The organism is Hymenobacter pini, from assembly GCF_020421205.1.
Lineage (GTDB): Bacteria > Bacteroidota > Bacteroidia > Cytophagales > Hymenobacteraceae > Hymenobacter > Hymenobacter pini.
Map to the genome: position 1 here is coordinate 38,404 of NZ_JAIZZH010000008.1, position 26,440 is coordinate 64,843.

26 protein-coding genes are annotated in these 26,440 nt (G+C 62.9%); 7 read left to right on the forward strand and 19 right to left on the reverse strand.

The window, feature by feature from the left end; genetic code table 11:
• Positions 1–2: 2 nt before the first annotated feature.
• Both LF252_RS22050 and LF252_RS22055 read right to left on the reverse strand, forming a co-directional pair.
• Positions 3–1,148 (reverse strand): dsDNA nuclease domain-containing protein, encoded by a 1,146-nt coding sequence (locus tag LF252_RS22050; RefSeq protein ID WP_226271764.1) that lies wholly within the window; start codon positions 1,146–1,148, stop codon positions 3–5.
• A gap of 124 nt (positions 1,149–1,272) precedes the next feature.
• Entirely contained in the window at positions 1,273–2,232 is a 960-nt protein-coding gene (locus LF252_RS22055; RefSeq protein ID WP_226271765.1) for a tyrosine-type recombinase/integrase, read from the reverse strand.
• A gap of 281 nt (positions 2,233–2,513) precedes the next feature.
• Between LF252_RS22055 and LF252_RS22060 the strand changes: the two genes are divergently transcribed.
• Complete coding sequence (locus LF252_RS22060) at positions 2,514–3,440, forward strand: toxin-antitoxin system YwqK family antitoxin (RefSeq protein WP_226271766.1); 927 nt, start codon at positions 2,514–2,516, stop codon at positions 3,438–3,440.
• A 40-nt stretch (positions 3,441–3,480) separates the two neighbouring features.
• On the opposite strand, the gene LF252_RS22065 is transcribed toward LF252_RS22060, so the two are convergent.
• The 17 genes from LF252_RS22065 to LF252_RS22140 all read right to left on the reverse strand — a co-directional run bounded on the left by LF252_RS22065 (position 3,481) and on the right by LF252_RS22140 (position 20,458).
• Entirely contained in the window at positions 3,481–4,176 is a 696-nt protein-coding gene (locus LF252_RS22065) for a DUF6122 family protein (RefSeq protein ID WP_317197880.1), read from the reverse strand.
• A 199-nt stretch (positions 4,177–4,375) separates the two neighbouring features.
• Positions 4,376–4,609 carry a hypothetical protein gene (locus tag LF252_RS22070; RefSeq protein WP_226271767.1) on the reverse strand — a complete coding sequence of 78 codons (234 nt, stop codon included), beginning with the start codon at positions 4,607–4,609 and terminating at the stop codon, positions 4,376–4,378.
• Positions 4,610–4,800: 191 nt separating this feature from the next.
• Complete coding sequence (locus LF252_RS22075) at positions 4,801–7,266, reverse strand: multicopper oxidase domain-containing protein (RefSeq protein WP_226271768.1); 2,466 nt, start codon at positions 7,264–7,266, stop codon at positions 4,801–4,803.
• 7 nt (positions 7,267–7,273) lie between these two features.
• Positions 7,274–8,422 (reverse strand): DUF2231 domain-containing protein, encoded by a 1,149-nt coding sequence (locus tag LF252_RS22080; RefSeq protein ID WP_226271769.1) that lies wholly within the window; start codon positions 8,420–8,422, stop codon positions 7,274–7,276.
• Between the two features lie 296 nt (positions 8,423–8,718).
• The gene (locus LF252_RS22085) at positions 8,719–8,928 is read right to left on the reverse strand and encodes a heavy-metal-associated domain-containing protein (RefSeq protein WP_226271770.1); all 210 of its coding nucleotides are present in this window, start codon (positions 8,926–8,928) and stop codon (positions 8,719–8,721) included.
• 256 nt (positions 8,929–9,184) lie between these two features.
• Positions 9,185–9,526, reverse strand: a complete 342-nt coding sequence (locus tag LF252_RS22090; RefSeq protein WP_226271771.1) for a four-helix bundle copper-binding protein — start codon at positions 9,524–9,526, stop codon at positions 9,185–9,187.
• A 125-nt stretch (positions 9,527–9,651) separates the two neighbouring features.
• Positions 9,652–10,248, reverse strand: coding sequence for a helix-turn-helix transcriptional regulator (locus tag LF252_RS22095; RefSeq protein WP_226271772.1), 597 nt, complete (start codon positions 10,246–10,248; stop codon positions 9,652–9,654).
• A gap of 9 nt (positions 10,249–10,257) precedes the next feature.
• The gene (locus LF252_RS22100; RefSeq protein WP_226271773.1) at positions 10,258–13,479 is read right to left on the reverse strand and encodes an efflux RND transporter permease subunit; all 3,222 of its coding nucleotides are present in this window, start codon (positions 13,477–13,479) and stop codon (positions 10,258–10,260) included.
• 72 nt (positions 13,480–13,551) lie between these two features.
• Complete coding sequence (locus LF252_RS22105) at positions 13,552–14,064, reverse strand: YybH family protein (RefSeq protein WP_226271774.1); 513 nt, start codon at positions 14,062–14,064, stop codon at positions 13,552–13,554.
• Positions 14,065–14,100: 36 nt separating this feature from the next.
• Positions 14,101–15,246 carry an efflux RND transporter periplasmic adaptor subunit gene (locus tag LF252_RS22110; protein WP_226271775.1) on the reverse strand — a complete coding sequence of 382 codons (1,146 nt, stop codon included), beginning with the start codon at positions 15,244–15,246 and terminating at the stop codon, positions 14,101–14,103.
• Positions 15,247–15,259: 13 nt separating this feature from the next.
• The gene (locus LF252_RS22115; protein WP_226271776.1) at positions 15,260–15,883 is read right to left on the reverse strand and encodes a hypothetical protein; all 624 of its coding nucleotides are present in this window, start codon (positions 15,881–15,883) and stop codon (positions 15,260–15,262) included.
• Position 15,884: 1 nt separating this feature from the next.
• Positions 15,885–17,135 carry a TolC family protein gene (locus LF252_RS22120; RefSeq protein WP_226271777.1) on the reverse strand — a complete coding sequence of 417 codons (1,251 nt, stop codon included), beginning with the start codon at positions 17,133–17,135 and terminating at the stop codon, positions 15,885–15,887.
• Between the two features lie 105 nt (positions 17,136–17,240).
• Positions 17,241–17,798 (reverse strand): heavy metal-binding domain-containing protein, encoded by a 558-nt coding sequence (locus tag LF252_RS22125; RefSeq protein WP_226271778.1) that lies wholly within the window; start codon positions 17,796–17,798, stop codon positions 17,241–17,243.
• An 81-nt stretch (positions 17,799–17,879) separates the two neighbouring features.
• Positions 17,880–18,611, reverse strand: coding sequence for a DUF305 domain-containing protein (locus LF252_RS22130; RefSeq protein ID WP_226271779.1), 732 nt, complete (start codon positions 18,609–18,611; stop codon positions 17,880–17,882).
• A 49-nt stretch (positions 18,612–18,660) separates the two neighbouring features.
• Positions 18,661–19,623 (reverse strand): heavy metal-binding domain-containing protein, encoded by a 963-nt coding sequence (locus LF252_RS22135; protein WP_226271780.1) that lies wholly within the window; start codon positions 19,621–19,623, stop codon positions 18,661–18,663.
• Between the two features lie 62 nt (positions 19,624–19,685).
• Positions 19,686–19,817, reverse strand: coding sequence for a hypothetical protein (locus tag LF252_RS22930; RefSeq protein WP_262905066.1), 132 nt, complete (start codon positions 19,815–19,817; stop codon positions 19,686–19,688).
• Positions 19,818–19,945: 128 nt separating this feature from the next.
• On the reverse strand, positions 19,946–20,458 hold the full coding sequence (locus LF252_RS22140; RefSeq protein ID WP_226271781.1) for a hypothetical protein: 513 nt from the start codon (positions 20,456–20,458) through the stop codon (positions 19,946–19,948).
• Positions 20,459–20,823: 365 nt separating this feature from the next.
• On the opposite strand from LF252_RS22140, the gene LF252_RS22145 reads away from it, so the two are divergent.
• The 6 genes from LF252_RS22145 to LF252_RS22170 all read left to right on the forward strand — a co-directional run bounded on the left by LF252_RS22145 (position 20,824) and on the right by LF252_RS22170 (position 26,374).
• Positions 20,824–23,154 (forward strand): heavy metal translocating P-type ATPase, encoded by a 2,331-nt coding sequence (locus LF252_RS22145; protein ID WP_226271782.1) that lies wholly within the window; start codon positions 20,824–20,826, stop codon positions 23,152–23,154.
• A gap of 38 nt (positions 23,155–23,192) precedes the next feature.
• Positions 23,193–23,570 carry a cupredoxin domain-containing protein gene (locus LF252_RS22150; RefSeq protein ID WP_226271783.1) on the forward strand — a complete coding sequence of 126 codons (378 nt, stop codon included), beginning with the start codon at positions 23,193–23,195 and terminating at the stop codon, positions 23,568–23,570.
• Positions 23,567–24,202 (forward strand): helix-turn-helix domain-containing protein, encoded by a 636-nt coding sequence (locus LF252_RS22155; RefSeq protein WP_226271784.1) that lies wholly within the window; start codon positions 23,567–23,569, stop codon positions 24,200–24,202. The genes LF252_RS22150 and LF252_RS22155 overlap by 4 nt, the downstream gene beginning before the upstream one ends.
• 116 nt (positions 24,203–24,318) lie before the next feature.
• Complete coding sequence (locus tag LF252_RS22160; RefSeq protein WP_226271785.1) at positions 24,319–24,948, forward strand: DUF305 domain-containing protein; 630 nt, start codon at positions 24,319–24,321, stop codon at positions 24,946–24,948.
• A gap of 82 nt (positions 24,949–25,030) precedes the next feature.
• Positions 25,031–25,345 carry a DUF6122 family protein gene (locus LF252_RS22165; RefSeq protein WP_226271786.1) on the forward strand — a complete coding sequence of 105 codons (315 nt, stop codon included), beginning with the start codon at positions 25,031–25,033 and terminating at the stop codon, positions 25,343–25,345.
• Positions 25,346–25,396: 51 nt separating this feature from the next.
• Positions 25,397–26,374 carry a DUF4396 domain-containing protein gene (locus tag LF252_RS22170; protein WP_226271787.1) on the forward strand — a complete coding sequence of 326 codons (978 nt, stop codon included), beginning with the start codon at positions 25,397–25,399 and terminating at the stop codon, positions 26,372–26,374.
• The last annotated feature ends 66 nt before the right edge of the window (positions 26,375–26,440 follow it).

Sequence of the window (26,440 nt, forward strand, 5' to 3'; positions counted from 1 at the left end):
GGCTAGGATTGGTTGCGGAAGCGGAGACGACAACGGTCAATCACCTCATAGAAATAGCCTTGTGCTACCCAATCAGGGATAATAACCTCGCCATCGTCATTTACGAAGCGCCGCTGATTAAGCTGTGAGACGGCAGCGGTCAGACACGTATCAAAAAAGGTTAGTGGCGGTTCTTCTGTAGCGGGATTGTACTGCCGGAGTTGCAGCATATTGACTTTGCCAAGGATATTCGCTTCCATCGCCTTCAGATCGTCCGGCTCACAGAAGTCGTTATCGCGGCGGGCATCATTATAGAGCAGCTTCAGTTCCCGAGCTGCTTCGATGTGCGCAGTAGAAATACCTGCTTCCTGCAGCTTAGAGCCTAACCGGTCAGCTGGATCAGGGCCGTTAGTCAGGCTTTGAACGGTGTCGCGCAGCCACTGCTGCAAACTGGCAGATGTTATTTTAAAGACGGATCGAGTGGCGAGGGGCCGCTTATGGGATGCTTTGCTGATCTGGCGCATCAACAAGTCATACAGCCGACGCCGGTTTTCCAAATCTAATCGGATACCCATCTGCACAAGTATTGTCTCCAAGTCGATGAGATTTTCCGCCTCCAGACCTCCCAAACTGCTTTCCCGCTCATCCCAGACACAATTGGCTAACCAAAAGGCAATGGCTTCTGCGGTTGGTGGTTGGGGTTTGCGCGCATACGCAGCGTGCATAGTAGTTTGCGCATCTGCCAGTTCAGGTTGGGCAGCACGTCGTTCTGGTGATCCGATGGGGTAACACAATGATTTTAACTCGCTGCAGGCTCCACGAGAGGTTACGAGTCGAAAAGTGCATGGCTCCCCGTATTTATTGAGAGCCAGAGATTTTTCCAGGAGAGAAGTTTCAGGACGTTTGTCGGTACGACCAGTTAAACTGCCCAGCGTCCAAACCTTGTCAACAAATTTTACCTGAACGAATTCGTAGCACAAACCGAAGCCCTCATGATGCCACATCAGAGTGATGTCGTCGTGGCTTTCAAACCACACTTCTTCCAGTGCTGCATTGCTGAGCATCTGCAGGCAGTAGCCTGCTCCGATATGGTCTTGGTATTCAAACCCGCTGCGAGCGTGGCGGCCACTAAGGTCTCCTAACGGTAAATCGTGTATAGAATCGGGCATATGAATAAGTGTGTAATAATAGTTGTAAGCCGCAAAGAGTATTCTGTTAATCCACTTTTTGAGTCAGGAGTTTGTAGCTAAAGTAAAGGTTTATTGTTGTCACTGCTGCTATTCGAAAACCATCTTACAGACCTAGCTTCTGGGCTGCATTATGCTGCCGCACATTGTCAAGGCGGGTATAACGCCGAATCATTGAACTCGTTTTGTGCTTCGTCTGGTTCATGACCTCGCTGTCGTCGGCGCCGTTGAGCTTAGCCACCGTCACAAACGAAGCCCGCAGGGAGTGCGCGGTGAACTTCGGGCCAAGGTGCCGCTGCACAATCTTATTCAGGTGCACATCCGTCAGCCGGCGCTCCGTCAGCCGGCCACCCTTGCGTAGGGATACCAGCACCGGGCCGGCGGTGCGGCCGAGCATGCGCATCCAACCCTGCAGCGTACGGATGGGGCAGAGTACTGGGTCCGGCGAGTAGAAAATGGCTTTTTCTTCGGCTTCCCCCAATTGATTGGTCTTGCTGCGCTTCAGGTCAATGGTGAGCCCTTCGTCCGAAAACGTAAGGTCTTCCAAATCGAGCGCGGACAACTCCGAGCGCCGAAACGCGCCGGTGAATCCGAGCAGCAAAATCACCCGGTCCCGCAGACCCGCCGGGGTCGAGGCGTCGATGTGCTTAACAGTGCGCTTGAAGCTGGCTAGCGAAAAGGCTGGGGCCTGCTTCTGGCGGGTACCCTTCACGCGGCTGATGCCTTCGAGCAGCACCTTGAATTTCTTGTCGTCCGTGGGCGAGGCCAGATCCTGCAGGGCGTGAGCCTTACTGATAGCCGCGCAGTGGCGCTGGATCGTGGCCACCTTCTTGCCTGCTTCGGCCAGGTGCGTCACGAACCCGGCGAGCGTATCCATTGACGCCGGCAAGGTGACTTGACCGTGTTCGGTGCACCAAGCCGTGAAGCGGCGCCAGTCGCCAGCGTAGGCCCGGGCCGTGTTGGGCGCGCCCTGCAGGCCGGCTTCCACATAGCGGGCGGTCTGCTCGGCCAGGTGTGCTAGGCCGGTGGATGCGGGCGAAGGCGGGGCAACGGGGACAGTGCTCACGGCAGCTTATTATATAAGGAGTAAATGCCCGGAAAATGGGTGCTTGCCAAAGGTAGTGGATAAGGTATGATAAGTAAACCTTATCATACCTTATCCAAGTTTTAATAGTGCCGAGAAGAATGGCAATCCGAGCCCCGTAGTGAACTACTATGGAGCCTACGTTTCGGCGAAATAGGATAGTCATCATTGCAAGCACTTTGACACTGATGAATGCTGCGCTTGGCAAAACTTCGCGTTATTTTTACCTGCTGCATTCCTACTCGTCAATTTGCTTCTATTCTATGAGCAAAAACTACTCGCTCCTTTTTTTACTCCTTATCATAAGTGTATCGGTATTGGCTCAGCGCCCCAAGCCGGCCGCCGTTACTTTGCCGCCTGCCGATACGGTGTACTTTGACCGCGACTGGGAGCGGACTGAAACGTTGGAGGAAGTAGTTTATGCCCGTATTGCCCGGCACGACGCCGCGGGGAAAACCATCGGCACCGTGCGCGACTACTTCTACCCGTCGTGGAAGAAGCAGTGGGAAGGCAAGCTGGCCAGCGAAGCGCCCGATAAGCCCACGGGCCTGTGCTGCGGCTGGCACGAGAACGGCCAAGTCAGCTTCCGCGGCACGTACTTAAACGGTGTGCAGCAGGCCGACTTCCGCAGCTGGCGCGAGGATGGTCGGGAAATCAAGTGCCAGGCCGTGGCGCATGACGCGCTACCCTTGAGCAACGTAACCTTGCACTGCAGCAACTGCATGCACAGCAGCCGCAACGTCTTTCAAGTAGATATACCCGACGGGACCGTAGGCATTGTCTACAAGCTAGATGTACGGGACGAAGGCCAGCCGCCCATTTCCTGGTCGACGGCCCTGGCGGTAGCCGCCGTAGCCAGCAGCGGCGGCACGGCAGCCCCGGCTCTGCTAGGCACGGCGGCCTCGGCCCTGACCAAGCAGGGCAACAATGCCCCGCCCACGGTCAGCACCAAATGCCACTGGTACATTACGGCTGACCCGGCCGCGGCCCAGCAGTTTCTGGCAACGAAGGGGACCATCACCAATAGTAACGCCTGCCTTCGGGCAGCTATCAATACTCCCCAGGAAACCCGCCCTATTACCCTGCCGCCCGGTACGCGCCGGCTGTTCGTGTGCGTGAACAACGATAACTACACGACCGATGCCACGGCCACGCTCAGCGTGACGGCCCTGGTCCAGACGTGCAAGTAGGCTAAACCAGGGCTGCACTTCTTCCTTCTTTGGTCCTCATTTACTTGACCGTCTCACGGCCCCGCAGCTTCCGCCACCAGTTGCGCAAGGCATAGAGGCGGGAGTTGACGTAGCACTCCTGGCAGTGGCGGAAGGACCAGAAGCAATCCACCGTATCCGTGAACACGTGGAACAGCATGCCCATGGCCACTATTTGCGTCGGCGGGGGCAGTAGGAGCAGCAGCGCATACACGGGGATGGCATAAAAAGAGTGCAGCGGGTGATACCCCACGCTGCAGCGCCGCGGTTCAAAAATGGGTTTGGCCAGCAGGTGGTCAACGTCCATGAGCATCGTGGCCAGCATGATCAGGTACGCGCCTGGCCACATTGAGGGAAAGAACACCAGCGCCAATACGGCCGGGAAGAGAAAGTGCAGGCTATAATGCACCAGCGTTTGGGCGCTTACTAATTTTGGCGCGGGTTGCTTGCTTGGCTCGTGCTGCGCTATGGGCCGGACGGGGCGTCTGATGGTATCCGCGGCCGTAGGCGTTGCCTGACTGCTGCTCGATGCAACCGCCCGCTCCTGCTTCTTTCCGGGTCGCACTCCCCGCGTACCCGCGACCTTGGGCCAAACTTCCGCCTCTACCTGCCGCTGCGGGGTGGCCGGATGCTGCTGGGTAGAGACGGCCGTTACCGTATCAAAGCGCTGTGCCGGCAGCGCGGGACGGTACCCGGCGGCAGCTGAAAACCGAGGCACTACGGCCCCTGAACGGCACCCGGCCAATACCAGGAGCAGGCTGGCGGCGAGGTAGGAGATAAGGCGGAAAACAGACAACGAGAGGTTGGGTGAGACGAGGGAAAGCAGGGCTGACGGCTGACGGCTGAAAGTGATTCAAGATGACGGGCCCGGTGCAAATCCGTCGGTAGCGCAGCTTTAGCTTAGGTAGCGGAGGGATTCAGCGCCCGGGTACGGCGTCCGGAATAGCCGCATCCTGAGTCGACAGACAGCCGTGCGGGCCGGGCTGGTCCACACACTGTTGGGGGAGGTAGGCGGCACTCTTTCTGTCTGGCAACAACTGATCGAGGCGGCGGGCCAGCAGTTGCCAGCCCGTTGCTGTTTCCGAATCCGTTGGCTGGGTCGCTTGCTCCGCCATGCGGCGGCACAGTTCCTCAAATTCCTTGATGTGCATGTAACGGGGTAAGTGCTTGACTGAAAGAGGGATTGAAGCCAAACAGCTACTAGTTACCGCCTAAATCGCCTGAATACGGGTAAAAGGTTGCCCGTCAGGAAACTATGTAAGCAAAGCCCGGGATGGTGTACGCCTTCGACCTAGTAAAGCCCGCCCAAGCCCCAAAACCCTACGCGCCGGCTTCACTCGCGTTAGTAGTGAAAGGTGAGGCCGGCCCCCCACCCGTATTGGTTGTCGTAATTGGTGCTCAGGGAAGCGTACTTGCTGACCAAGTAGCGAAAACCGAGGGTGAATTCGCGGTCCGTGTTGGCGCTGATGTCCATGAATACGTTGTTGCTCAGCGGCAGGTCGCGGCGCTCCAGGCGCAGACGCACCTGCCCGGTCAGGTCGGTGCGCAGCTCGGCCCGCACCAGCATGGGCAGTAGGTAGTAGACGCCGACTTCGGCCTGGCGCCGGAAGTTGCGGTTGTTTTCCGGGGTGCGCCGGTTGCCGCCTTCCGCATCCCTGGCCGAGCGCAGGGTTTTGTTGTCGCGGAAATCGTAGCCGACGAAGCCGGCCAGAAACTGCTTCTTGTCGAGGTAGCGCAGCAGGTGGGTTTCCGTTTCGTAGTTGCCCTGGTAGTTCACCCGGCCCTCGAATTCGAGCGCATTGCGGTTGTTGGAGAGGTTGCCTTCCAGAAAAGCGCCCTGCGAGTGCACCGAGAGGTCAAACCACGGGTACACGGCGTTGTCTTCGCGCTTGAGCATACTGTAGTTGCCCCGGGCAAACTCGTTTTGCGGGCTGGCGTCGTAGCTGATGATGCGGGCCATGCCGGCCATCATGTGGTAGAGGATGTGGCAGTGAAAAAACCAATCCTGGTACTCGTTGGCGTCGAACTCGATGGTCACGGTGCCCATGGCCGGGATGTCGAAGGTGTGCTTCATGGGCGAGTAGGCGCCCTGGGCGTTGACCAGGCGGAAGAAGTGCCCGTGCAGGTGCAGCGGGTGGCGCATCATGGTCAGGTTGGTGAAGGTCATGCGCACGTTCTCGCCGCGGCGAATCGGAATTTTATCGGCTTCGGAGAGGGTCTGGTTGTCAAACGACCAGACGTAGCGCAGCATGTTGCCGGTGAGCGTGAGCTTGATGTCGCGCCACTGCCGGGTCGAGTCCAGCGTGGTCGGGTTAAGGGCCCGCAGCTGGTTGTAGGTGAATTCACCGCCGCCGCCCATGCTCATCCCAGCCATGCCGCTCATATTCATGCCCGCCATGCCGCTCATGTCCTGCATCGTACCCATGCTCTTGCCGCTCTTCTCCTGCATGTTCATCGGCCGGTCCTGGGGCGAGGGGGCGGTGGCGGCGGGCATGGTGCCACGCTGCATGTTCATGCCTTTCATGGATTGGTCCGCGGGCGGTTGCGGCGGCTGGCCTCCAGGCATGTTCATGCCCTGCATGTCTCTACTGCCCCCTTGCATATTCATGCCCTTCATACCGGCCCCGTTGGGGTCCATCTGGCCGTTGCCGCCCATATCCATGCCGGTCATATTGCCCATACTGTTCATTTCCCGCATCATCTGGAAGTAGTTGATGCGCGGCAAATCAGGCGCTTTCATCGGCTCGCCGGCGCCAAAAAAGCTGGACGAATAGCCGGTGATGTCGTTGGCGGTGGCCCGCAGCTCGGCCGCGCCCATGGCCGGCACTTGCACCAGCAGGTCGTAGGTTTCCGCCGTGGCGATTTCGAGCTTGGATACCGGGAAAGGCTCGACGTTGATACCGTCGGCGGCAATGACCTGCATGGGTCCGCCGGCGTACTGCAGGTAGAAGTACGAAGAGGCGCTGCCGTTGATGACGCGCAGGCGCACTACTTCGCCCGGCTTGGCGTCGGGGTAGTAACTTTTCTCGCGGCCGTTGGTGAGAAACTTGTTGTAGTAGATGTCGGTCAGGTCCATGGCCGGCATGCGGCCCCATTCCTGCTTGAGCTTGTCCTTGAAGTAGCCGGCGGCCAGGGCCTCGCCGTAACTCTGCGTGGCCCCCTTCTGCACGGCAAACCACTCCCCGGCCCGCTTGAGGTAGCGCAGCACTTCCTTGGGCGGGTGGTCGGTCCAGTCGGAAAGCAGCAGCACGTATTCCTTGAGCTCGTACTTGACTTCCCGGGGCTGGATGACGATGGAACCGTAGAGCCCGTTCTGCTCCTGCAGCATGGTGTGGGAGTGGTACCAGTACGTGCCGCTCTGGATAAGCGGAAACGTAAAGGTGTGGGTGCCGCCGGGCTGGATGGGGGCCGTGTTGAGGTAGGGCACCCCGTCCTGGTCGTTGGGCAGCAGCAGCCCGTGCCAGTGGATGCTGGTTTCCACATTCATCTGGTTGTGCACCCGGATGATGGCCGTGTCGCCTTCGGTGAAGCGCAGCGTGGGGGCCGGAATCTGCCCGTTGATGGCAATGGCCAGGCGGGTTTTGCCGGTGTAGTTGACCTTGCGCTCGTCCACGTACAGGTCGTACTCCACCCGGTGGCCGACGTGCGTGGCCCGGGGCGCCACCACGTGGCCGCGCAAGTCCTGGTCCGGCGGGGGCGTGGCGATGCCGTTGGCCGCCTGGCCTTTGGGCATGGCCTGGTGCTGGGGCATCTGGGCGGCCAGCGGCAGCGAGCAAAGCCACAACAGGACGAGGGTAACGAATTTCATAACTACACTACGGTTTGTCATGCTTGGGTTTGTTCCGGGCGGGGTTGTTGTCTTCAAAGCGGAACTTGTCAAGGGGGCTGCTGGGCATGCGCATGCCGGGCATCGCGCCCGCGTTGGGCATGGCCTGACCGGTTTCCATCCCGGGCATGTTGCCCATAGCTGGCATGGCTTGTGAGGGCTGCTGGGGTGCGGGAGCCTTCATACCGGGCATATCCGCCATGTTGCCCATACCTTCCATTCCTTCCATGCCGCCTTTCGCTTTGGCTGGCTTTTTCGCGCCGGCCGGCGGCATGCGCATGCCCGCCATGTTGTCCATCCCCGGCATCCCGCTCATGGCCGGTTGCTTGGCCGGGCGGCCCATGTTCATGCCCTGGGGCATGGGCTGGGGGCTTTTCGACGCAGGCATGCGCATACCGGGCATGTTCGGCATCTCGCCTTGCGGGGCAGTAGGCCGCGCCTGACCAGCCGGCCTGGCCCCGGACATATCCATGCCTTCCATCCCCTTGGAAGCTGTGCCGCTGCCCCTACGGGGGGCTGGCTGGCCGCTCATGTCCATGCCGGGCATGTTGGTTGCGTTTGGGGCCGCCGACGCGGCGCCCTGTTCTGGCGCGGGCGCCGCGCTGTGGGCAGCCGCTTCTTCCGGTTCGCTGTGGCTGTCGGCCTCCATCTCCATGCCGGGCATTGCTTCCCCACCGCCGTGGCCGTGGTTCTTATCGAGTAGGCGGCCCTGGGGCCCTACTCCTTCGACGTAGACGAGCTGCGCCCCGCGGTGCCCGGCCACCGACAACACGCCGGCCGTGGCCACGGCCGATACCAGCACCAGCGCTTCGTAGGCCCGCCGCTCAATCTTGAAAAAAGTGCCGATACCGGCCAGCAGCAGCGTGATGCCGGAAAGCCACAGGGTGTAGCCTGCAAACTTTTCGTGCGCCTCAAACACGGCGGCGGCCCGGGGCGCCAGTCCCTGGGGCATGGCGTGAAACACGGTGCTGGCCGCCAAGGCCCCCAGAAACCCGCCGGCCATTACTCCTATAGTAATCCAGCGGACCGGGGGCCAGTCCTTGTACACGCGCAGCGCCTGCAGGGCGGCGCTGAGCAGGAGCAGCACGATGGGCAAATGCACCACCAGCGGGTGCAGGTTGGGGAAATCTGAAAACATAGACGCCAGGCAGAGGGTCGAAAAGCGGGAATCCACCAAAAGCGCCAAGCCCCAAAAAGGTGCTGGCGCCGCGGCAGTTCTCAAGCGTGAAGTGTCGCCCGTTCCTGCTGGCCGACCAAAGCGGCAGGGTGGCAGGGTGAGGCGCATAGTTCGCTGTACGCAGCCCGCCCCGGGTAATGTTTGTTGCTATTGAGCGCCCGGCCTACATAATTTCCATACCCTTGAACGCCGGGAAGCCCTTGAAAGCAAAAACGCCCGGCGGGGCCGGGCGTTTTGAGGACAATCAGTAAACAGGCTTAGGCGGCCTCAATCTTGAAGCCGGCATTCTCCACGGCCTGCACCACTTGCTCAGCGGTGAGCTTGTCAGAAGTGACGGTGAGGATTTTGTCGGGGTTGGCCGTGTCGACCTGCCAGTTGCCGGCACCGGCTTCTTGGTTCAGGGTAGGCGTAACCGCTTTGATGCAGCCACCGCAGTTGATATTGGTCTTGAACTGAAGGGTTTTCATGAGAAGTAAGGTTAGATCCGCCGAGCGAGCCGGTTTCGGATATATAACGCGCAAAACTAGGTCCGGGTGCGCCGCCAAGGGTACAGAATTGCGCCTGGCGCTTACATGATTTGCACACCAGCCCGCACCCCGATGACGAAACCTTCAGCCGACCATCTACACGATTGGGCGCGAAGCTTACACAATTCTGTGCATCAACAGCCCAAAAAAAGCCAGCCTGTACACTACAAGCTGGCTCGTTTCGGGTAGATGCTCCCTACGCCGTTACGCTCATGGCCTGGCGGCAGGCTTCTTCGCAGCGGCGGCAGGCCTCGGCGCACTCGCGGCAGTGCTCCATGTGGGCCGCGTGCTTTTCGCACTCGTCGCCGCAGGCCTTGCAGATTTCCGCGCACTCGCGCAGCAGGTGTTGGGCATGCTCGGAGCCGCGGGCCAGCAGGCGGGCCGTCAGGGCGCAGATGTCGGCGCAGTCGCGGTCCAGGCTAATACAGCGAGCCATCATTTGCACGTTCTGCTCATTGAGGCAGGCCGTGGCGCAGTGTTCGCAGGAGGCGATGCAGGCGTTGAGGGCATCGAGCAGGCTTTGGTGTTGGGTATGCATGGGACAGGAGGTGTAGTGAAGAATGAGTTTCCCGTATGTACTGGCTGGGAGCCGGGTGGTTGTGCACGATTAGCACACATGGCCTGCATAATTTGCTCGACCATACCCGTGCTTCTGCCGCGTTATCACTCGCTCGCTTCTTGGATGGAAGAACCGGTGGCGGCAACCTGCAAGACGCACTGGCGGCGGTACTCGCTGGGCGAAATCCCCGTTTCCCGCTGAAACTGCCGGGACAGGTGCCCCAGGTTGCTGTAGCCCAGTAGGTTGGCAATCCGCCCGACGGGCAGGCAATCATCACGCAGCAAACGCCGCGCGGCTTCCACCCGCTCGCGCACCACGTACTGCTCCAGGCTCAGCCCTTCGGTGGCCGAAAACACGTCGCTCACGTACGCAAAGCGCCGCTGCAAGCGCTTGCTCAGCAGCCGTGAGAAGTGCCCGCTGCGCAGCAAGGCCGGCTCGTCGCGGAGCAACTCGGCAATCACTTCCTTGACCTGCGCGACCAGGCGCTGCTGCTGGGAGAGTCGGTCGAGCAAGGCAAAGCCTTCCGCCTCCAGGCGCTGCTGCAGGCGGGGCCAATCCAGAGCTTCGGCGGCGCCCAGCAGCTCCACTTCCCCCAACTCCACGCGCAGCGGCACCAAACCCAACTCCACGAGCAGCTCGCGCATCACCAGGATGCACTTCGAGCAGACCATGTGCCGGACATACAGGAGCGTGGTAGCCATGGGTGGGAACTACAGGGCCGGGGATAAATCGTTCTGGTCGGCCGGCGGCGTGAGCGGCTGCGCGTCCAGCTCCTGCGGGTGCTCGTCAAGGCCCGTTTCCCGGTGGGAAGCGAAGTACTGCGCCAGGGCCTTCTCCCCGACCAGCCAGAACACTACCGGGGTAACGATGATGTCGAGGAAGGTGGAAGACAGCAGCCCGCCCAGAATGACGGTGGCCACCGGATACAGAATCTCCTTGCCCGGCGCGTCCTTGGCCAGCGTGAGCGGCACCAGGGCCAGGGCTGCCACCAGCGCCGTCATCAGCACCGGCACTAGGCGCTCCAGGGAGCCGCGGATAATCATCTTTTTGCTGAACGTCTCGCCCTCGTGCTCCACCAGGTGGATGTAGTGCGAAATCATCATGATGCCGTTGCGCGAGGCAATGCCGGTGAGCGTGATGAAGCCCACCAGCGAGGCGATGCTGAAGGTGCCGCCGGTGAGCAGCACCGCCACCACCGAGCCGATCAGCGCCAAGGGGATGTTGAGCATGATCTGGCCCACCATGTAAGTGGACTTGAAGTGCGAGTAGAGCACCAGGAAGATGCCGGCCAGCGAAAACAAGCTCAGCCAGAGAATCTTCTGCGAGGCCGACTGCTGACTCTCGAACTGCCCGCCGTAGGTCAGGTAGTAGCCCGCCGGCAGCTTCACCTGCTGGTTCACCTTGGCCTGAATCTCCTTCACCGTGGAGCCCAGGTCGCGCTCGGCCACGTTGAGCGAGATGGTGATGCGGCGCTGAGTGTTTTCGTGGTTGACGGTGTTGGGGCCGGGTTCGTAGACCACTTCGGCCACCTGGCTGACGGGAATCATGGCGCCGCTGGGCGTTTCGATGCGCGTCTGCTGAATGGCGGCGATGTCGTTGCGCTGGCTTTCGGGCAGCTTCACCACCAGGTCGAAGCGCTTCTGCCCGTCGAGCATCTGCGAGACCACCGCGCCCTGAAACAGGGTTTCCAGGTCGCGCACCACCTCGCCGCGCTCCATGCCGTAGGCGCGCAGGGCCTCGTCGCGGGGGCGGATGAGCAGCTGCGGAATCTGCACCTGCTTTTCTACCTGCAAATCCACCACGCCCGGCACGGCGGCGGCCACCGCGCGGATTTCATTGGCGTAGCGGCGCAGCTCCAGCAAATCGTTGCCGAACACCTTGATGGCCACCTGGGCGCGCACGCCCGAGAGTAGGTGATCGAGCCGGTGCGAGATGGGCTGGCCGATATTCACGTTCACGCCGGTAATGAGGCTGAGCTTCTGGCGCATGTCGGCCAGAATCTCGTCGCGGCTGCGCATCGTTTTTCCCTCTCGTTCTAATTCCTCTTCGGTTTTGAAGGCCACCTCGATTTCCGAGTTGTTGACCGATTCAGCGTGCTCATCCAGCTCGGCGCGGCCCGTGCGGCGGGCCGTGTAGGCCACTTCCGGAATCTTGAGCATCTGCTCCTCGCCCAGGGTACCCAGCTTGTTGGACTCCGCAAGCGAAGTGCCGGCCGGGGCCGAGAAGTTCACCGTCAGGGAGCCTTCGTTGAAGGGCGGCAGAAACTCGGTGCCGAAGAAGGGCACCATGGCCGCGGCCATCACGAACAGCAGTCCGGTAGACGCTAAGACCAGCTTGGGATGGGTCAAGCCCCAGTTGAGCAGCCGGGTATCCTTCCTTTTCAGCCAGCGCACCAGCCCGCCGTCGGTTTCGGCGTGGTCCATCTGCTTCATCTTGGGCAATAGGTAGTAGCAGAGCACCGGCGTCACGGTGAGCGACACGAACAGCGAGGCCACGATGCTGGTGATGTAGGCAATGCCCAAGGGCGCGAAAATGCGGCCTTCCATGCCTTCGAGCGCGAACAGCGGCAAGAACACCAGCACCACGATGATGGTGGCGTACACGATGGAGTTGCGCACTTCCGACGAGGCCGCGTAAATGACCTGAAGCACCGGCCGGGGCCGGGGCAGCTGCCTGTTTTCGCGCAGGCGCCGGTACACGTTCTCCACGTCCACGATGGCGTCGTCAACCAGCTCGCCGATGGCAATGGCCAGCCCGCCCAGGGTCATGGTGTTGATGGAAATGCCGGCAAAGCGGAATACCAGCGCCGTCACCAGCAAGGACAACGGGATGGCTACCAGAGAGATGAACGTGGTGCGCACGTTCAGCAGGAAGGCAAACAGCACGATGACCACCAGAATGGCCCCGTCGCGCAGGGCTTCTTCCACGTTGGTGATGCTCGACTCAATAAACTCGGACTGCTTGAACAGGCGGGTGTTGACCTGCACGTCCTTGGGCAGCGAGGGCTTGAGTTCCACCAGGGCTTTCTCCACGGCCTCGGTCAGGCCCACGGTGGCCGCGCCGGGCTGCTTTTCAATGCTCAGAATCACGGCGGGCTTGCCGTTCACGCTGCCGTCGCCGCGCTTGAAGCGGGCGCCAAACTCCACCTTCGCAATGTCGGCCACCCGAATGGGGGACTGCTCGCGGTAGCCCACGATGATGTTCTCAATGTCCTGCACCGAGCGCAGGCGGCCCAGGTTGCGGATGAGCACCTCGGAGCCGTTGCGGTCAAAGAAGTTGCCGGTGGTGTTCAGGTTCGACTGGCGCAGGGCGTCCTCTACCTGGTTGACGGTGATGCCCGTGGCGTTGAGCCGGGGCATGTCGAGCAGCACTTGGTACTGCAGGTTATCGCCGCCGATGGGAATCACCTGGGCCACGCCGGGAATGCTCAGCAGGCGCTGGCGCACGGTGTAGTTGGCCAGGGTGCGCAAATCGGCCGCGTTGGTTTGCTGGCCGCCCGTCAGGCCCACGAGCATGATCTGACCCATGACCGAGGAAATCGGCCCCAGCACGGGCGTGATGCCGGTGGGCAGCTGCTCACCGGTGGTTTGCAGCTTTTCGCTCACAATCTGGCGGGCGGTGAAGATGTCGGTGCCGTAGTCAAACTCCACGAACACCATGCCCAGGCCGATGGCCGAGTTGGAGCGCACGGCCGACACGCCGGTGGCCCCGTTCAGGGCCGTTTCGACCGGCAAAGTCACCAGGGCTTCCACTTCTTCCGGCGCCATGCCCGGCGCCTCCAGGAACACCGTGACGCGGGGCCGGTCCAGGTCGGGCAGTACGTCCACCGGTAGCTGGCGCGTGGTGTAGGTGCCGGCAATGAGCAGGCCCACGGCAAAAGCCAGCATGAGCAGCCGGTTCTGCAGGGCAAAGCGAATGATTTTATCTAGCATGAGGTAGGAGCGCAAAAAGGAAGTAGAGCCCGCGGGCCAGTCGGCGCGCCGCTGGCCCAGGCGGGTTCCGCCTTATTTCTTGGGGCGGGGCGTGCGGGCCGAGGTGTGCGTGCTGAGAATCTGCCACTGGCCGGCGGCGTTTTTGCGCAGCACCGACGTGGCTACCCCCCGGCGCACAATCGGCGGCTTGGCCTGCTTGTCCTGGGGGCCTTTTTTCAGCACGATGGTGTAGGTGTAGGTTTCCGTGGCGAAGGCGTAGCGGCCGTCTACCTGCACTGCGGGTTGGTAGTCGCTGAAGGTGAAGGCGCTGAACTCGTCCAGCTCGGGAGCAAGGTGGTGCGCCGCGTAGTGGCGGTAGCTGCCCTCCACCCCGCCGGACTCAAACACCTGCGAGTCGGTGGTGAACAGCCGGTGGGTACCGGTCGTGTCCAGCCGCTGAATGGCCTGTTGGTACCGGGCCAGCACCGCTTTTACCGCCGTCTCGTCGGCCGCGGCGCCGGATGCCAGCGACGTCTGGGCCCGGGCTGCGGCGGCGCTGAGAAGAAGGAGGGCGGGCAGGGCCGCGAGGGCAGCTATATTGTTCATCGGAGGCAGGGAAAATGCCGTAGCGGGCAGTTGGTGTTACTGGTTGAGGTAGATGGACTTGAGCTGGTAGGTACCTTGGGTCACTACCCGGTCGTTTTCGTTGACCTGGCCCTGCACCAGCACGGTTTGCTCGCCGTTGGCGGCGCCGGGCTGCACGTAGCGAATCTTGAAGTGCTCGGGCTCGGTGTGCACGAACACCACCGGCTTGCCGTTCAGGTCGGTAATGGCCGAGGTGGGCACCACCAGCTGCGGCTTGCCCCCGCCCGTCTGGCCCACCACCTGCACGTTCACGGCCTGGCCGGGGCGGTAGGCGCTGCCTTCGGCCACGTCGAGCTCCAGAATAAGCTGGCGGGCCTGGTTCACGGGGTTGACCACGTTGCTGAACACCACCAGGCGGGCGGGTACGCCCGCCTGGCCCTGCAGGCCCTCTACCCGGAACTGGGCCCCGGGCGTGATTTTGGCCAGGTCCTGGGCAAACACCTGGGCTTCCACCCGCAGCTTGCCCGGGTTCAGCACCCGCAGCAGCTCGTCGCCCTGATTGACCTGCTGGCCCACGGCCAGGTTGAACACGTCGACCGTGCCGCTTACCGGCGAGGTGATGGGCACGCGCCGCTGCCGGGCCTGCCCGTTGTAGATAGCCGCGTTCTGGCGGGCCTGGCGCAGGCGCAGCTCGGCGGCCACCACGTCCTTGCGGGCGGCGATGTCGGCAATGCTCTGCAGACGGGCATAGTCCTGCTGGGCGGCGCGCAGCTCGGCCTGGGCGTTGGACCGCTCGGTGCTGAGGCCTATTTGCTGGGTGGCATCGAGGGTTTGCTCGATAACGGCCAGCGTCTGTCCGGCCCGTACCGGCTGGCCCACCTGCGCCGACAGGCTCACGATGCGTCCGCCCTGGGGCACGACGATGCGGCCTTCCCCGCCGGCCGCGGCCGATACCGTGCCGTAGAGCGTGGCGCGGCTGTACGTGCTGGAATACGCCGCCAGGCTGGTCTGCACCTGAAACAGGAACTGGCTTTCCTTGGGCAGCAGCACCTCGTCGGTCAGGGCCACGCCCGTGCTGGCTTTGGCCTCGCCCCCGTGGTCTTCGCCGCCGTGCGCCTGCAGCGGGGCCGGGGGCGGCAGCAACACCGTCAGAACCAATCCGGCTGCGGCCGTGGCTGCCAAAAGCTTGTGCTTAGGTTTCATATACTTGAGGGCGTTAGGAGATGGGGGTGTGGCGGGGGGCGGTCAGCGCCGGTTCCGCGGTGGAGGCAACCGGCTCCGGCCGGCGTCGGCGCAGCAGCAGGGCCGTCAGGCCAATGCCGAGCACGAAAGCCCCGACCAGGGCCAGGATGGTTTTCCAGGAGGCGAACAGCGAGGGCGCCGCGACCGAGGCGGTGGCGGCTACCGGCAGCTTCTCCCCGACTTTGATGCCGTCGAGCAGCAGCAGATCGGCTTTGTCGCCGGCCACGATGTTGGCCGCGAAGCTGTAGGCCTTGTTGGCCGGGAACTCGCCTTCGACCAGGTAAATGCCCGGCTCCTGCTCCGTCACCGCCCACTTCAGGTTGGCGTCTTCCGGGTTGGTGAGCGTGAGCTTGGCCCCCTTGATGGGGGCGTTGGTGGCGTAGTCGGAGAGGAACAGGCGCAGGTCGGCGGGCTTGCCCCCTTCCAGCGGCTCGTAGCGCAGCAGCACCTCGAACTGCTCCGACAGCGCCGCCACTGAGAAGGACGTGGCGCCGGCCGGGGTCGAGGCCTTGGCCCCGTCGCCGTGGTCTTCGCCCCCGTGGGCGTAGGCCGCGCCCGAGAGCAGCAGGCCCAGCAGCAAAATCAGGAGTTGTTTCATGTTATTCACCCCGCAGGTAGTTAAGTTCGATGAGCGCCTGACGGTAGTCGCGGATGGTGGTCAGGTAAGTGTTCTGGATGGTAAAGGCCTGATTGAGGCTTTGAATCAGCACCAGATAGCTGATTTCGCCCGCCTTGAAAAGTCGTTGGGATTGGCTGATGATGGCCCGCGACTGGGGCACCCCGGTCTGCTCGTAGTAGCCCAGCGAGGCCGAGAACTTGCGCGAGTCGGCCAAGGCCTGCTGGTACTGCGTGCCCAACTCCAGACGCTGGGTTTGCAGCTGGTAGCCGGCAGCTTGGCTGCGGGCGGTGGCCGCCTGCAGTTGCGAGCGATAGGTCCAGAACCAGATGGGCACGGACACGCCGAATTGAAAGCGGTACTTGATTTGGGAGTTCTCAAACGCCTGGTTCTGATAGCCCAGCGTTACGGCGGGCGTGCGCCGGGCCCGCACCAGGCTGATGCCCGACTGGCTCAGGGTTACGTTCTGCTGGGCGGCGGCCAGCGTGGGGCTGCGCACCAGGGCGGCGCTGTCTTCCACGGGCAGGCCACTGAGCAGGGCCCCGCCGGTCTGCGCCAGCTCGGGCCCGCTGCGGCGCAGGTCGGTGCTGGTGGTGAAGGCCGTCGTGGGCTGGCCCAGCAGCAAGCCCAGGCGGCGCTGCGCGGCGCGTTGGTCCTCCGTGGCCTGCTGCAGCTGCACGGTTACCTGCCGCGCCTCGGCGTCGGTGCTGATGCGCTGCAGGGAGGTCACTTCGCCGGCGGCAAACAGGCGCTCGGTGGCCAGGCGCAGGGCGCGAAACAAGCTGTCCTGGTAGGTCAGCTGCCGCACCTGGGCATCGGCGTACTGCAGGTTCAGGTAGGCCAGCCGGGTGTCGCGCAGCACCGTGGCCCGGCTCACGTCGCGGTTGCGCTCGGCCAGCACCACGCCGGCCTCGGCCGCCTGGCGCTGGCGCCGGTACACGTTGGGCAGGTCGATGGTTTGCACCACGCCCGGGGCCCACATTTCCCCCGTGGGGGCCGAAAACAGAAAGTCCGGATTGGCGGGCGCGAACGAGCCGCGCTTCAGGGCGCGCTGCTCCTCAATCTCGCGCTCCGACTGCCGCAGCCGCGGGTGGCGGCGCAGGCTTTGGGCTTCGGCGCTGTCGAGGCGGATGGGGGTTTGCGCGCGCGCCGCGTCCCGGCCCGGCCCGAGCAGCAGCAGCAAGCCTAGCAGGAGCACACTGCTCACCCCGCTTTTTATTTTCAGGTACTTCATATAGTCAGGTTAGTGCCCGTCAGGGGGCCGCCCGCCGTTGCAGCGGCAGACGGCCCGCGACGGAGAGGGCCCGGACGCGCTGGGCGTCCGAAAAACAGGCTCCGCCTAGGCTTTTTTTACCAGCGCCATGCCGCACTTGGGGCAGGAGCCGGGCTTGTCGCTGGCGCTGCCCGCGCACTTCATGGGGCACTCGTAGGCCGCGCCCACCGCTTTGCCGCCCTGGGCCGCGGCATCCAGCTTGTCGAAGCGGGTGTTGATGGCCTTGCCATCGGCTTTCAGGCTCACGATGGCCGTGCGCACTTTCGCGCCGGCGGGCAGCTTGGCCACCAAGTGGTCATCGCCGCCGGGCACCAGCGTTACCGTCGTGGTTTTGTTGTCGGCGGTTTGCAGCATCACGGTACCGGAAAGCGACTTGTTGGGTACCGGCGCCATCTTGGCGGCCAGCAGGTAGATGTGCAGCTCACCGGCTTTCTGCACCAGTTCCATATGGTAGGGGTTGGCCGAGCGCACCACGCCGCCGTGGGGCGCCACGTGGGCGTGGGTTTCGCCGGGGGCCGTGTGGGCATCCTGCTTGCCGCCGGCGTGGGCGTGCTGGGCCTGCGAGGCCAGCGGGGCCAGGGCAAAGAGGGCAACGGCAGCCAGGGTAATTCCAAAAAGCTTCATGGGAGTAAGTGAAAAAGGGTATTGGGGGTGGAAAAAAGGGGGCAGGCAGCGGCCCGTTCGGGGGCTGCCTGCGGGCCCGGATTACATCTTGTCGGCGTTCTTGTCGTGCCAGGCCTTGAAGTCGGCGATTTCCTTCTGCTGGGCGTCAATCATCTTCTGGGCCATCTTCTTGAGCTTCGTATCCTTGCCGTGGGCCAGCTCGGCCTGGGCCATGTCCACGGCGCTCTGGTGGTGCACCGTCATCATCATGTTGAAGTTCATGTCCGGGTCAGCAACGGGCTTGGGCATGTTCTGCATCATGGCGTCCATGGACGCCTTCATTTTGCTGGTGAAGGGGTCCGAAGAGTCCTGGGGTTTGTAGTTGGTAGGGGCGTTGTCCAGGCGGGTAGCCGCGGCTTCCAGCTCCGCTATTTCCTTTTGCTGGTCGGCCTTGATCTTCTCGGCCATCTGGCGCATGGTGGCATCCTTGCCGTCGCGCAGCTCGATGTCGGCCATGACCACGGCGCCTTTGTGGTGCTCCAGCATGTGGTGAGCAAAGTCGTGGTCGGTGTTGCCCTTCATCTTCATGGCGTGCATCTTGGCCATCATCTCATTCATGGCCGTCATCTGGGGCGACTCCCCACCGGTGGCTGCGGCACCTTCCGCGGCGGGCGCGTCATGGTTCATGCCGGCCATGTCGCCCGAAGCCGAGGCGTCGGTAGAAGTGGTTTCGGTGGTGGTAGCCGTCGAGTCAGCGGATTTGTCGCTGTTACAGCTGCCCAGCAGCAGGGTGCCCGAACACAGGGCGGCGAGGAAAAAAGCAGACTTTTTCATGGGTGTTGAATTGGTTGAGGGTTGGAAAAAGGAAATGAGAAACGAAGGCCTAACTGGCCGCCGGGCCCTTCACGTTGATGGTGAAGTCGCCCGTGTGGATCTTGCCCGCGTGATTGAACTGCAGGAAGACGCGGTAGAGGCCGGGGGCTTCGAAGTTGGTGTTGAAGCCGATGGCCGGGCCCTTGTCGGCCTGGTCGTTGGGGTGCACGTGCAGGTAGCGCTCGGTATCCTTGCTGATGACCACCACGTGGCCCAGCGCGCCGAGGTAGTTGTCGAGGTCAGTGACGGGCTGGCCGTCCTTGGTGATGGTGATTTTCATGCCCAGCAGCTGTCCGGTGTTCAGCGGCTTGTCAAAGGAGAGGGTGGCCTGGTAGCCGTCTTTCTCCCACTGCATGTCGTCGTTTTTGAACGTTACCGGGGCGTACTTCGGCCCCTGTACCGTGATGGGCTGGCGGCCGAGCTGGTGACCGGCGCCGGTGGGCGTGTAGTCCTGAAACAGCACGTAGTCGCCACCCTTGGGGAAGGTGTAGTTGACCTGGTAATTGCCCTGGGCCGTGTACTCCGGGTGTTCGTGGTAGAACTGGCCCAGGTCCTTGCTGACGATGATGAGGTGGATTTTCTTCTCGTGCACCACGGCCAGCGGCACGGGGGCCGCCTCGTTGCCCACTTCCTGAGGCGTGAAGGTTAGCTTCGCGGGCTGGCCGGCGGTGAGCTGCATGGGTTGCGGCTCAAATTTCATGGCGTAGGTCTTGCCGTTGCCGGCGGCCTGGTCGTTGTGTTCGAGCTTCATGCCGCACTTGGGGCACTTCTCCCCTGCCTTGGTGCTGGTCACTTCGGGGTGCATGGGGCAGGCGTAGGTGTGGCCGCCCCCGTGTTCGGCCGTGCCGGCGGCCGGCGCGTCCGTGGGGGTGGTAACGGTGTTGGTGGCGCTGCTCGAAGCAGAATCCGAAGAGCAGCTGGCGATGCTGAAGGCGCTGGCCAGCGCCAGCAGTGAAACGGGTACGCGAAACATGGAGGGATAATTAGGGGATGAACTGCGGGGCCAGGATAGGCTGCCGGGGGCTCGGGCCGGGCTCAGGCCTGCCACTGCTGCCAGAGCACGAAGCCCAGCGCGGCGGCCAGCACGGCGTAGAGCAGGTAGGAGAGCAGGCGACGGCCCGGCCCACGGGGGGACGGTGCGCCGGCTTCCTGGCAACAACTCTTCATTGCCGAAGGAAAAAACCAAGAAAAGGAAGGGAGGGGGCGCCGCTTCGGCGCAGGCGACGGGCAAACGAAAAGGCCCGCCCCGGACATAGCAGAGCTATGCCGGCGCGAGCCTTAGCGCGTCGGGACAATCAGACCGTCAGGGACCGAATGAAAATGCGGATGTCGGGTATTTTAGGCTTCAGCTGCCGCCGGGCCACCAAGAGCACGGGACGTGACCGGTCCCACTGCTGAAAGCGGAACACCACGGTCAGCGGAGCAGGCGGCAGGGCCACCGGCATAAAGGCCATTTTCTCGATGCCGGCTTTGGGCGGGTGCGCCAGCGAAGCCCACACGGCCGCGGCGTCGTCCTGGCAGCAGGCGCCCTTGGGGCCGTGCTGGTGCGGGCCCGCAGCCGGGGCTTTGCCGTCGTGGTGGTGCGCGGCGGCCGCGTCGTGGCTCGCCCCGTGCTGGTGGGGCGTCTGGTGCTCGTGCGGCGCCTTGTGTGAATGCTGGTGGGCCGGGGTGCCGGCCGGGTGCTTGTGCGGCGCCGGCGCGGCGGGCATAACCAGTGCGCAAAAGACCTGCCCGAAGAACACGTTGAGGAAGACCACCAGCAAGGAGGCCGCCATCGTGCGTCGGGAATGGGTCTTAAGTCGGAACATTGGTACGAAACAACGGCAAAATTATCTGAAAAGTTTAAATAGCATTCTGCTGATACTGCTCCTGATGGAGCGCTACCATAAAGCCGCGTTAGTGCCCTCTGGCATCCGAAATAGCTTTTTTCGCCGGTTATGGTCCTTAAACAACGTTGCGCGGGGATTGCACAACGGGTAGCGACAGGGTACCGGTATGGAAATATTGTAAGTCTGACGACTGAATTGTGTACGTGTAGGGATTTGTTCCTTGTAGGCTATACAAATGTTGTAAGCGTTAAGCGCAATTCTGCACATCCATTGGGGGCCGAAGCCAGTTTACTTCGTGTTTACTACAACGAGCGAACCTCCGCTTCCTACTAACGCTACTGCCCGTGGAAACCATACCTCACCATCACCCGGCACCACCGGAGCCTCCTCAGTCCACGGCTCCCGCTGCCGGTACCCAGACGGCCACCCTCAACATCGAGGGCATGACCTGCGCGTCCTGCTCCAACTTTGTGGAAAAGGCCCTGAACCGCACGCCCGGCGTTAAAAGCGCTACCGTGAACCTGGCCAGCGAAAAGGCCACTATCGAGTACCTGCCGAACCAGATTGACCGCGCGGGCCTGAAAGCCGCCGTGGAGCAGGCCGGCTACGGCGTGCACGAGCCGGCCGCCCCAGTTGCTGCCAATGTGCTAGCATCCGATGAGGAGCTGGACGCGCGCAAGGCGCAGGCCTACCAGAAGCTCAAGCGTCGTTTCCAGGTGGCCGTGGGCCTGGCCGTGGTCATCATGCCGCTGAGCATGCTCATGCTCTGGCCGCGGATGATGAACCTGATTCCGACGCCGGTACTCAATTACCTCCTGTTGGCGCTGACGTTGCCGGTGCTCTTCTACAGCGGCCGGGAGTTCTACGTGTCGGCCTGGAACGGCTTTCGGCACCGCACCGCCAGCATGGACACGCTCATTGCCGTGGGCACGGGCGCGGCGTTTCTCTATAGCCTGGCCGCCACGCTCATCCCGCACTGGTTTATGCAGCGCGGCATCATGCCCGAGGTGTACTACGATACCACCGCCACCATCATTGCCCTGATTCTGCTGGGCAAGGTGCTCGAAAGCCGGGCCAAGTCCAAGACCTCGGCCGCCATCAAAGCCCTGATGGGGCTGCAAGCCAAAACGGCCCGCGTGGTGCGGGGCGGTCAGGAGCTAGATGTGCCCATTGAGCAGGTGGTGCTCGGCGATGAAGTGGTGGTGCGCCCCGGCGAAAAGGTGGCCACCGACGGGGTGCTGCTCAGCGGCCACTCGGCCGTGGACGAGAGCATGCTGACCGGCGAGAGTCTGCCGGTGGAAAAGAAGGAGGGTGACAACGTGTTCGGCGCTACCCTTAACAAAACCGGTTCCTTCCGCTTCCGCGTCACCAAGGTGGGCTCGGAAACCATGCTGGCCCAGATTGTGAAGCTGGTGGAAGAGGCCCAGGGCAGCCGCGCGCCCATCCAGCAGCTGGCCGACAAGGTCAGCGCCGTGTTCGTGCCCGTGGTCGTGATGATTGCCATTGTCACCTTCGTGCTCTGGTTTGACTTCGCCCCCGAAGCCACGCGCCTGCCACTGGCGCTGGTCAACTTCGTGGCCGTGCTCATCATCGCCTGCCCCTGCGCGCTGGGCCTGGCTACGCCCACGGCCATTATGGTGGGTACGGGCAAGGGCGCCGAGCACGGCGTGCTGATTCGCAATGCCGAGGCGCTGGAAAAAGCCGAGAAGGTGACGACCGTGCTGCTCGACAAAACCGGTACCATCACCCAAGGCGAGCCCAGCGTGACAGACTTCGTACCCGTAAGCGGCGCGGTGCCGGCCCAGCTGCTGCCGCTGCTGGCCGCCGTGGAGCGCCAGTCCGAGCACCCGCTGGCCGAGGCCGTGGTGCGCTACGCCGAGGCACAAAGCGCGGCGCCGCTGCCGGCTACGGCCTTCCAGGCCTACGAAGGCCGGGGGGCCGGGGCTACGGTGGAGGGCCAGCCCATTCTGCTGGGCAACCGGCGCCTGCTTGACGAGCACCAGGTGACGATTTCTGCCGCTACCGAGCAGGCCGCTGCGCAGCTACTCAGCCAGGCCAAGACGGTGCTGTACGCCGCCGTCGGCGGGCAGGTGGCGGCCCTGATCGGCGTGGCCGACACGGTGCGCGCGTCCAGCCGGGCCGCCATCCAGGCCCTGCAGGCCGAGGGCATTGAGGTGGTGATGATGACGGGCGACAACCCTCAGACGGCTGCCAAGGTGGCCGAGCAGGTGGGTATCAAGCGCTACTTCGCCGAGGTGATGCCCGCCGACAAGGCGGGCAAAGTCAAGGAGCTGCAGGCCGAGGGCCGCGTGGTGGCCATGGTGGGCGACGGCATCAACGACGCCCCGGCGCTGGCCCAGGCCGACATTGGCCTGGCCATGGGCGGCGGCACCGACGTGGCCATGGAAGCGGCGGGCATTACGCTCATGCGCTCCGACTTGCAGGGCGTGGTCACGGCCATGGACCTGTCGCGCCAGACCATGCGCACCATCCGGCAGAACCTGTTTTTTGCCTTTATCTACAATACGCTGGGCATCCCGGTGGCAGCGGGACTGCTCTTTCCCTTCTTCGGCTGGCTGCTCTCGCCCATGCTGGCGGCCGGCGCCATGGCCCTGAGCTCGGTGTCGGTGCTGACCAATTCGCTGCGCCTGCGCGGCTACCAGCGGGCCGCGTAAGGTGCCGGCCCTTTTCTTTCCCTTTTGTACCCTTTTCGATGGATACTGCGCAAATAATCGTGACCTTGGTGGGCGCCGGCCTGCTGGGGTTTGTCGGCTGGTTTTTCTTTTTGGCTCCGCACCGGGTAGCGACGGCCGTTTCCTCGTCGGCGGGCATCCAGCAAGTTGACATCATGGTTAAGGGCGGCTACTCGCCCGACGTCATCGAAGTAGAGCACGGCAAGCCGGTGCAGCTCAACTTTTACCGCGACGAGGAGAACAGCTGCTCCGAGGAGCTGCTGCTGCCGGACTTCAATATCCGGCGCGACCTGGCTCCGTTTAAAACCACGGCCATTGAGTTGTTGCCCCAGCAAGCCGGTACCTTTGAGTTTACCTGCGGCATGCACATGCTGCGGGGCCGCCTGGTCGTAAAATGATGACACTACCACAGTCCGCCTCTTCCGTATTGCCGGCCCCCGCGGCGGGGGCGGTCCGTCTGTCCATTCGCAACATGGTGTGCCCCCGCTGCCTGCGTGTGGTGCGGCGCGAGCTGGAAAAGGCCGGGCTGCTAGTAGACGGCGTGGCGCTGGGCGCCGCCAACGTGCGCACAGCCGACGGCGGGCCCGTGAGTGAGGAAGCAGCGCGAGTCGCCCTGCAGGCGTATGGGTTTGCTTTGGTCGACGACCCGCGCGACCAGCTGATTGAGCACGTCAAGGCCGTGGTGGTGGAGCTGATTCACTACACGCCCCCCGAGCAGCAGCCCTTCCATACCTACTCTCACTATATCAGCGAGCGGGTGGGCCGGGCCTACGCCTACTTATCCCACCAGTTCTCGGTGCGGGAGGGGCTGACGCTGGAGAAGTACATCATCCGCCAAAAGGTGGAGCGCGCTAAGGAGCTGCTCAGCTACCAGGACGCCAAGGTAGCCGAGGTGGCCGCGCGCCTGGGTTACAGCAGCGCGGCGCACCTGACCAACCAGTTTCGCCAGGTCACGGGCATGACGCCCTCCGAGTTTCAGGCCCTGGGCCCCGGCAGCGCCGGCCGCCAGGGCCTGGAAACCCTTTCCTAGCCGCCCAGGGCTGGAAACTTTACAAGCAGTTAGGCCGAATCGTGGGTAAACGTGAGCGTAACTCCACCGTTTAGCTAGGATACCTTTTTTGTTTCCTCCGCCTTAACGACTCCCCTATGTTCCGTTCCCTTCGCCTCCCCCTGCTGGCCGCTCTGCTCTCCCTGGGCTCCTTGGCCGCGTGCAATAAAGATGACTCCGACGGCCTGAAAGTGCAGGCCCACGACGACAACGTGTTCATGAAGCAAATGCACGCGATGATGGACCAGATGATGGCCATGACCAAAACGCAGGACCCCGACCACGATTTTGCCATGATGATGAAGATGCACCACCAGGGCGCCGTCACCATGAGCCAGGAGGAACTGCGCAGCGGCAAAGACGCCGACATGAAGCAAATGGCTCAGGCCATCATCACCAAGCAGCAGGCCGAGATTCAGCAGCTGGATGCCTTTCTGAGCAGCCACACGCCCCAGCAGCCTGCTGTGCCCGAGTTCAACATGAAGCAGATGGAGAGCATGGAGCGCATGATGCAGGCCAACGACCTACGCCCGCTCACCGGCGACATCGACTATGATTTTGCCCAGCTGATGGTGGACCACCACCGCAGCGCCATGGAGAATTCCCAGGCAGAAATTGAGTACGGCCGCACAACGACCATGAAAACGCTGGCCCACAACATCATTGATGACCAGGAGATGGAAATCAAGGAGTTGCAAGCCTGGCTGCTGGCTCACAAAAAGTTTTAGCGGCCCGGTTTCTCCGTTACTATGCAAGAGCGGCTTCTTCGGAAGCCGCTCTTCTGATTTCCTGACCGTCCACCAACTGCCTATGGTGCATGCACTGCTCCACTTGCTCGTGCCTGGCGTCGTGGCGCTGCTTTTTTACCGGCCACGCTGGCGCCGGGCCTGGCTGATCCTGGCGGCGGCGTTGCTGCTGGACGTGGACCACCTCTGGGCCACGCCTATGTTCGACCCCAACCGGTGCAGCATCAACTTCCACCCGCTGCACACCTACTGGGCCATGGGCGTCTACGGGCTACTACTGCTGCCGCCGGTGACCCGCGTGTGGGCGGTGGGCTTTCTGCTGCACATGATTCTTGATTACGCCGAGTGCCTGCAACTGGGCGTGCTGCTGCCGCGCTGAATTCGGCAGCCGCTACTTGGCTTGATTCTACTACTCCCTACTGCCCCGCTGATGCATTCCATGAATACCCCGCTGTTTCCTGAGTACTTATTGTGGAGTTGGTTTATCCTGACGGCCCTATCCGTGGCCTACGTGGCCTGGGACCTGTTTACCAGCACCCCCGAAATGAAAGTGATGAAGTGGGGCTGGGTGCTGGTGACCCTGTATACCGGGCCGGTGGGCCTGCTGGTATATTGGTTTTCGTGCCGGGAGCCCGCGCCCGGCACCCACGAGCAGTTCGTGGCCCCGCTCTGGAAGCAGGCCGTGGGCTCCACCATTCACTGCGCGGCCGGTGACGCGACCGGTATTATCGTGGCCGCCGCCATCACTGGCTACTTTGGCCTGCCCATGGGCGTGGACATCTGGCTGGAGTACGCCGCTGGCTTTGCGTTCGGGCTGTTCATCTTCCAGGCCCTGTTTATGAAGGACATGATGCGCATGAGCTACGGCGAGGCCCTGCGCAGCTCGTTTCTGCCCGAGTGGATGTCGATGAACGCCATGATGGCCGGCATGCTGCCCACGATGGTGATTCTGATGACCCGCGATATGCGGGCCATGGAAGCCAGTTCCCCCTGGTTCTGGGCCTCGATGTCGGCCGCGACGCTGGTGGGCGTGGCCGTGGCCTACCCCGTCAACTGGTGGCTGGTCAAGCACCAGCTCAAGCACGGCATGGGCACCGAGCGGGCGCTGGGTAAAGGCGGGGCCACGGTAGCGGCCGGACCCGCGCACGCGGGCATGGCCATGCCGGGCATGGTGCATAACGCGCCCCCGATGGCCGCCGGCGCGCACGCGGGCCACACCATGCCGGAGATGCCCACGGCCGGCACCGTGGCGCCGGTATCGCCCGCGCGCAAGGCCCTGGTCACGGTGCTCACCCTGCTGCTGCTGGCGGCCGGCTACTACCTCGCCGCCCGGTTCGGCGACCTGTCGATGCGGCCCGGCCAGCCCATGGACATGCCCGGCATGGCGATGCCCGGTATGACGCACTAAGCGGGACGACGAACGGATTTCGGCGGGCAAACTTGCAAACCCCGGGGTTCTGCGCATCTTAGTAAT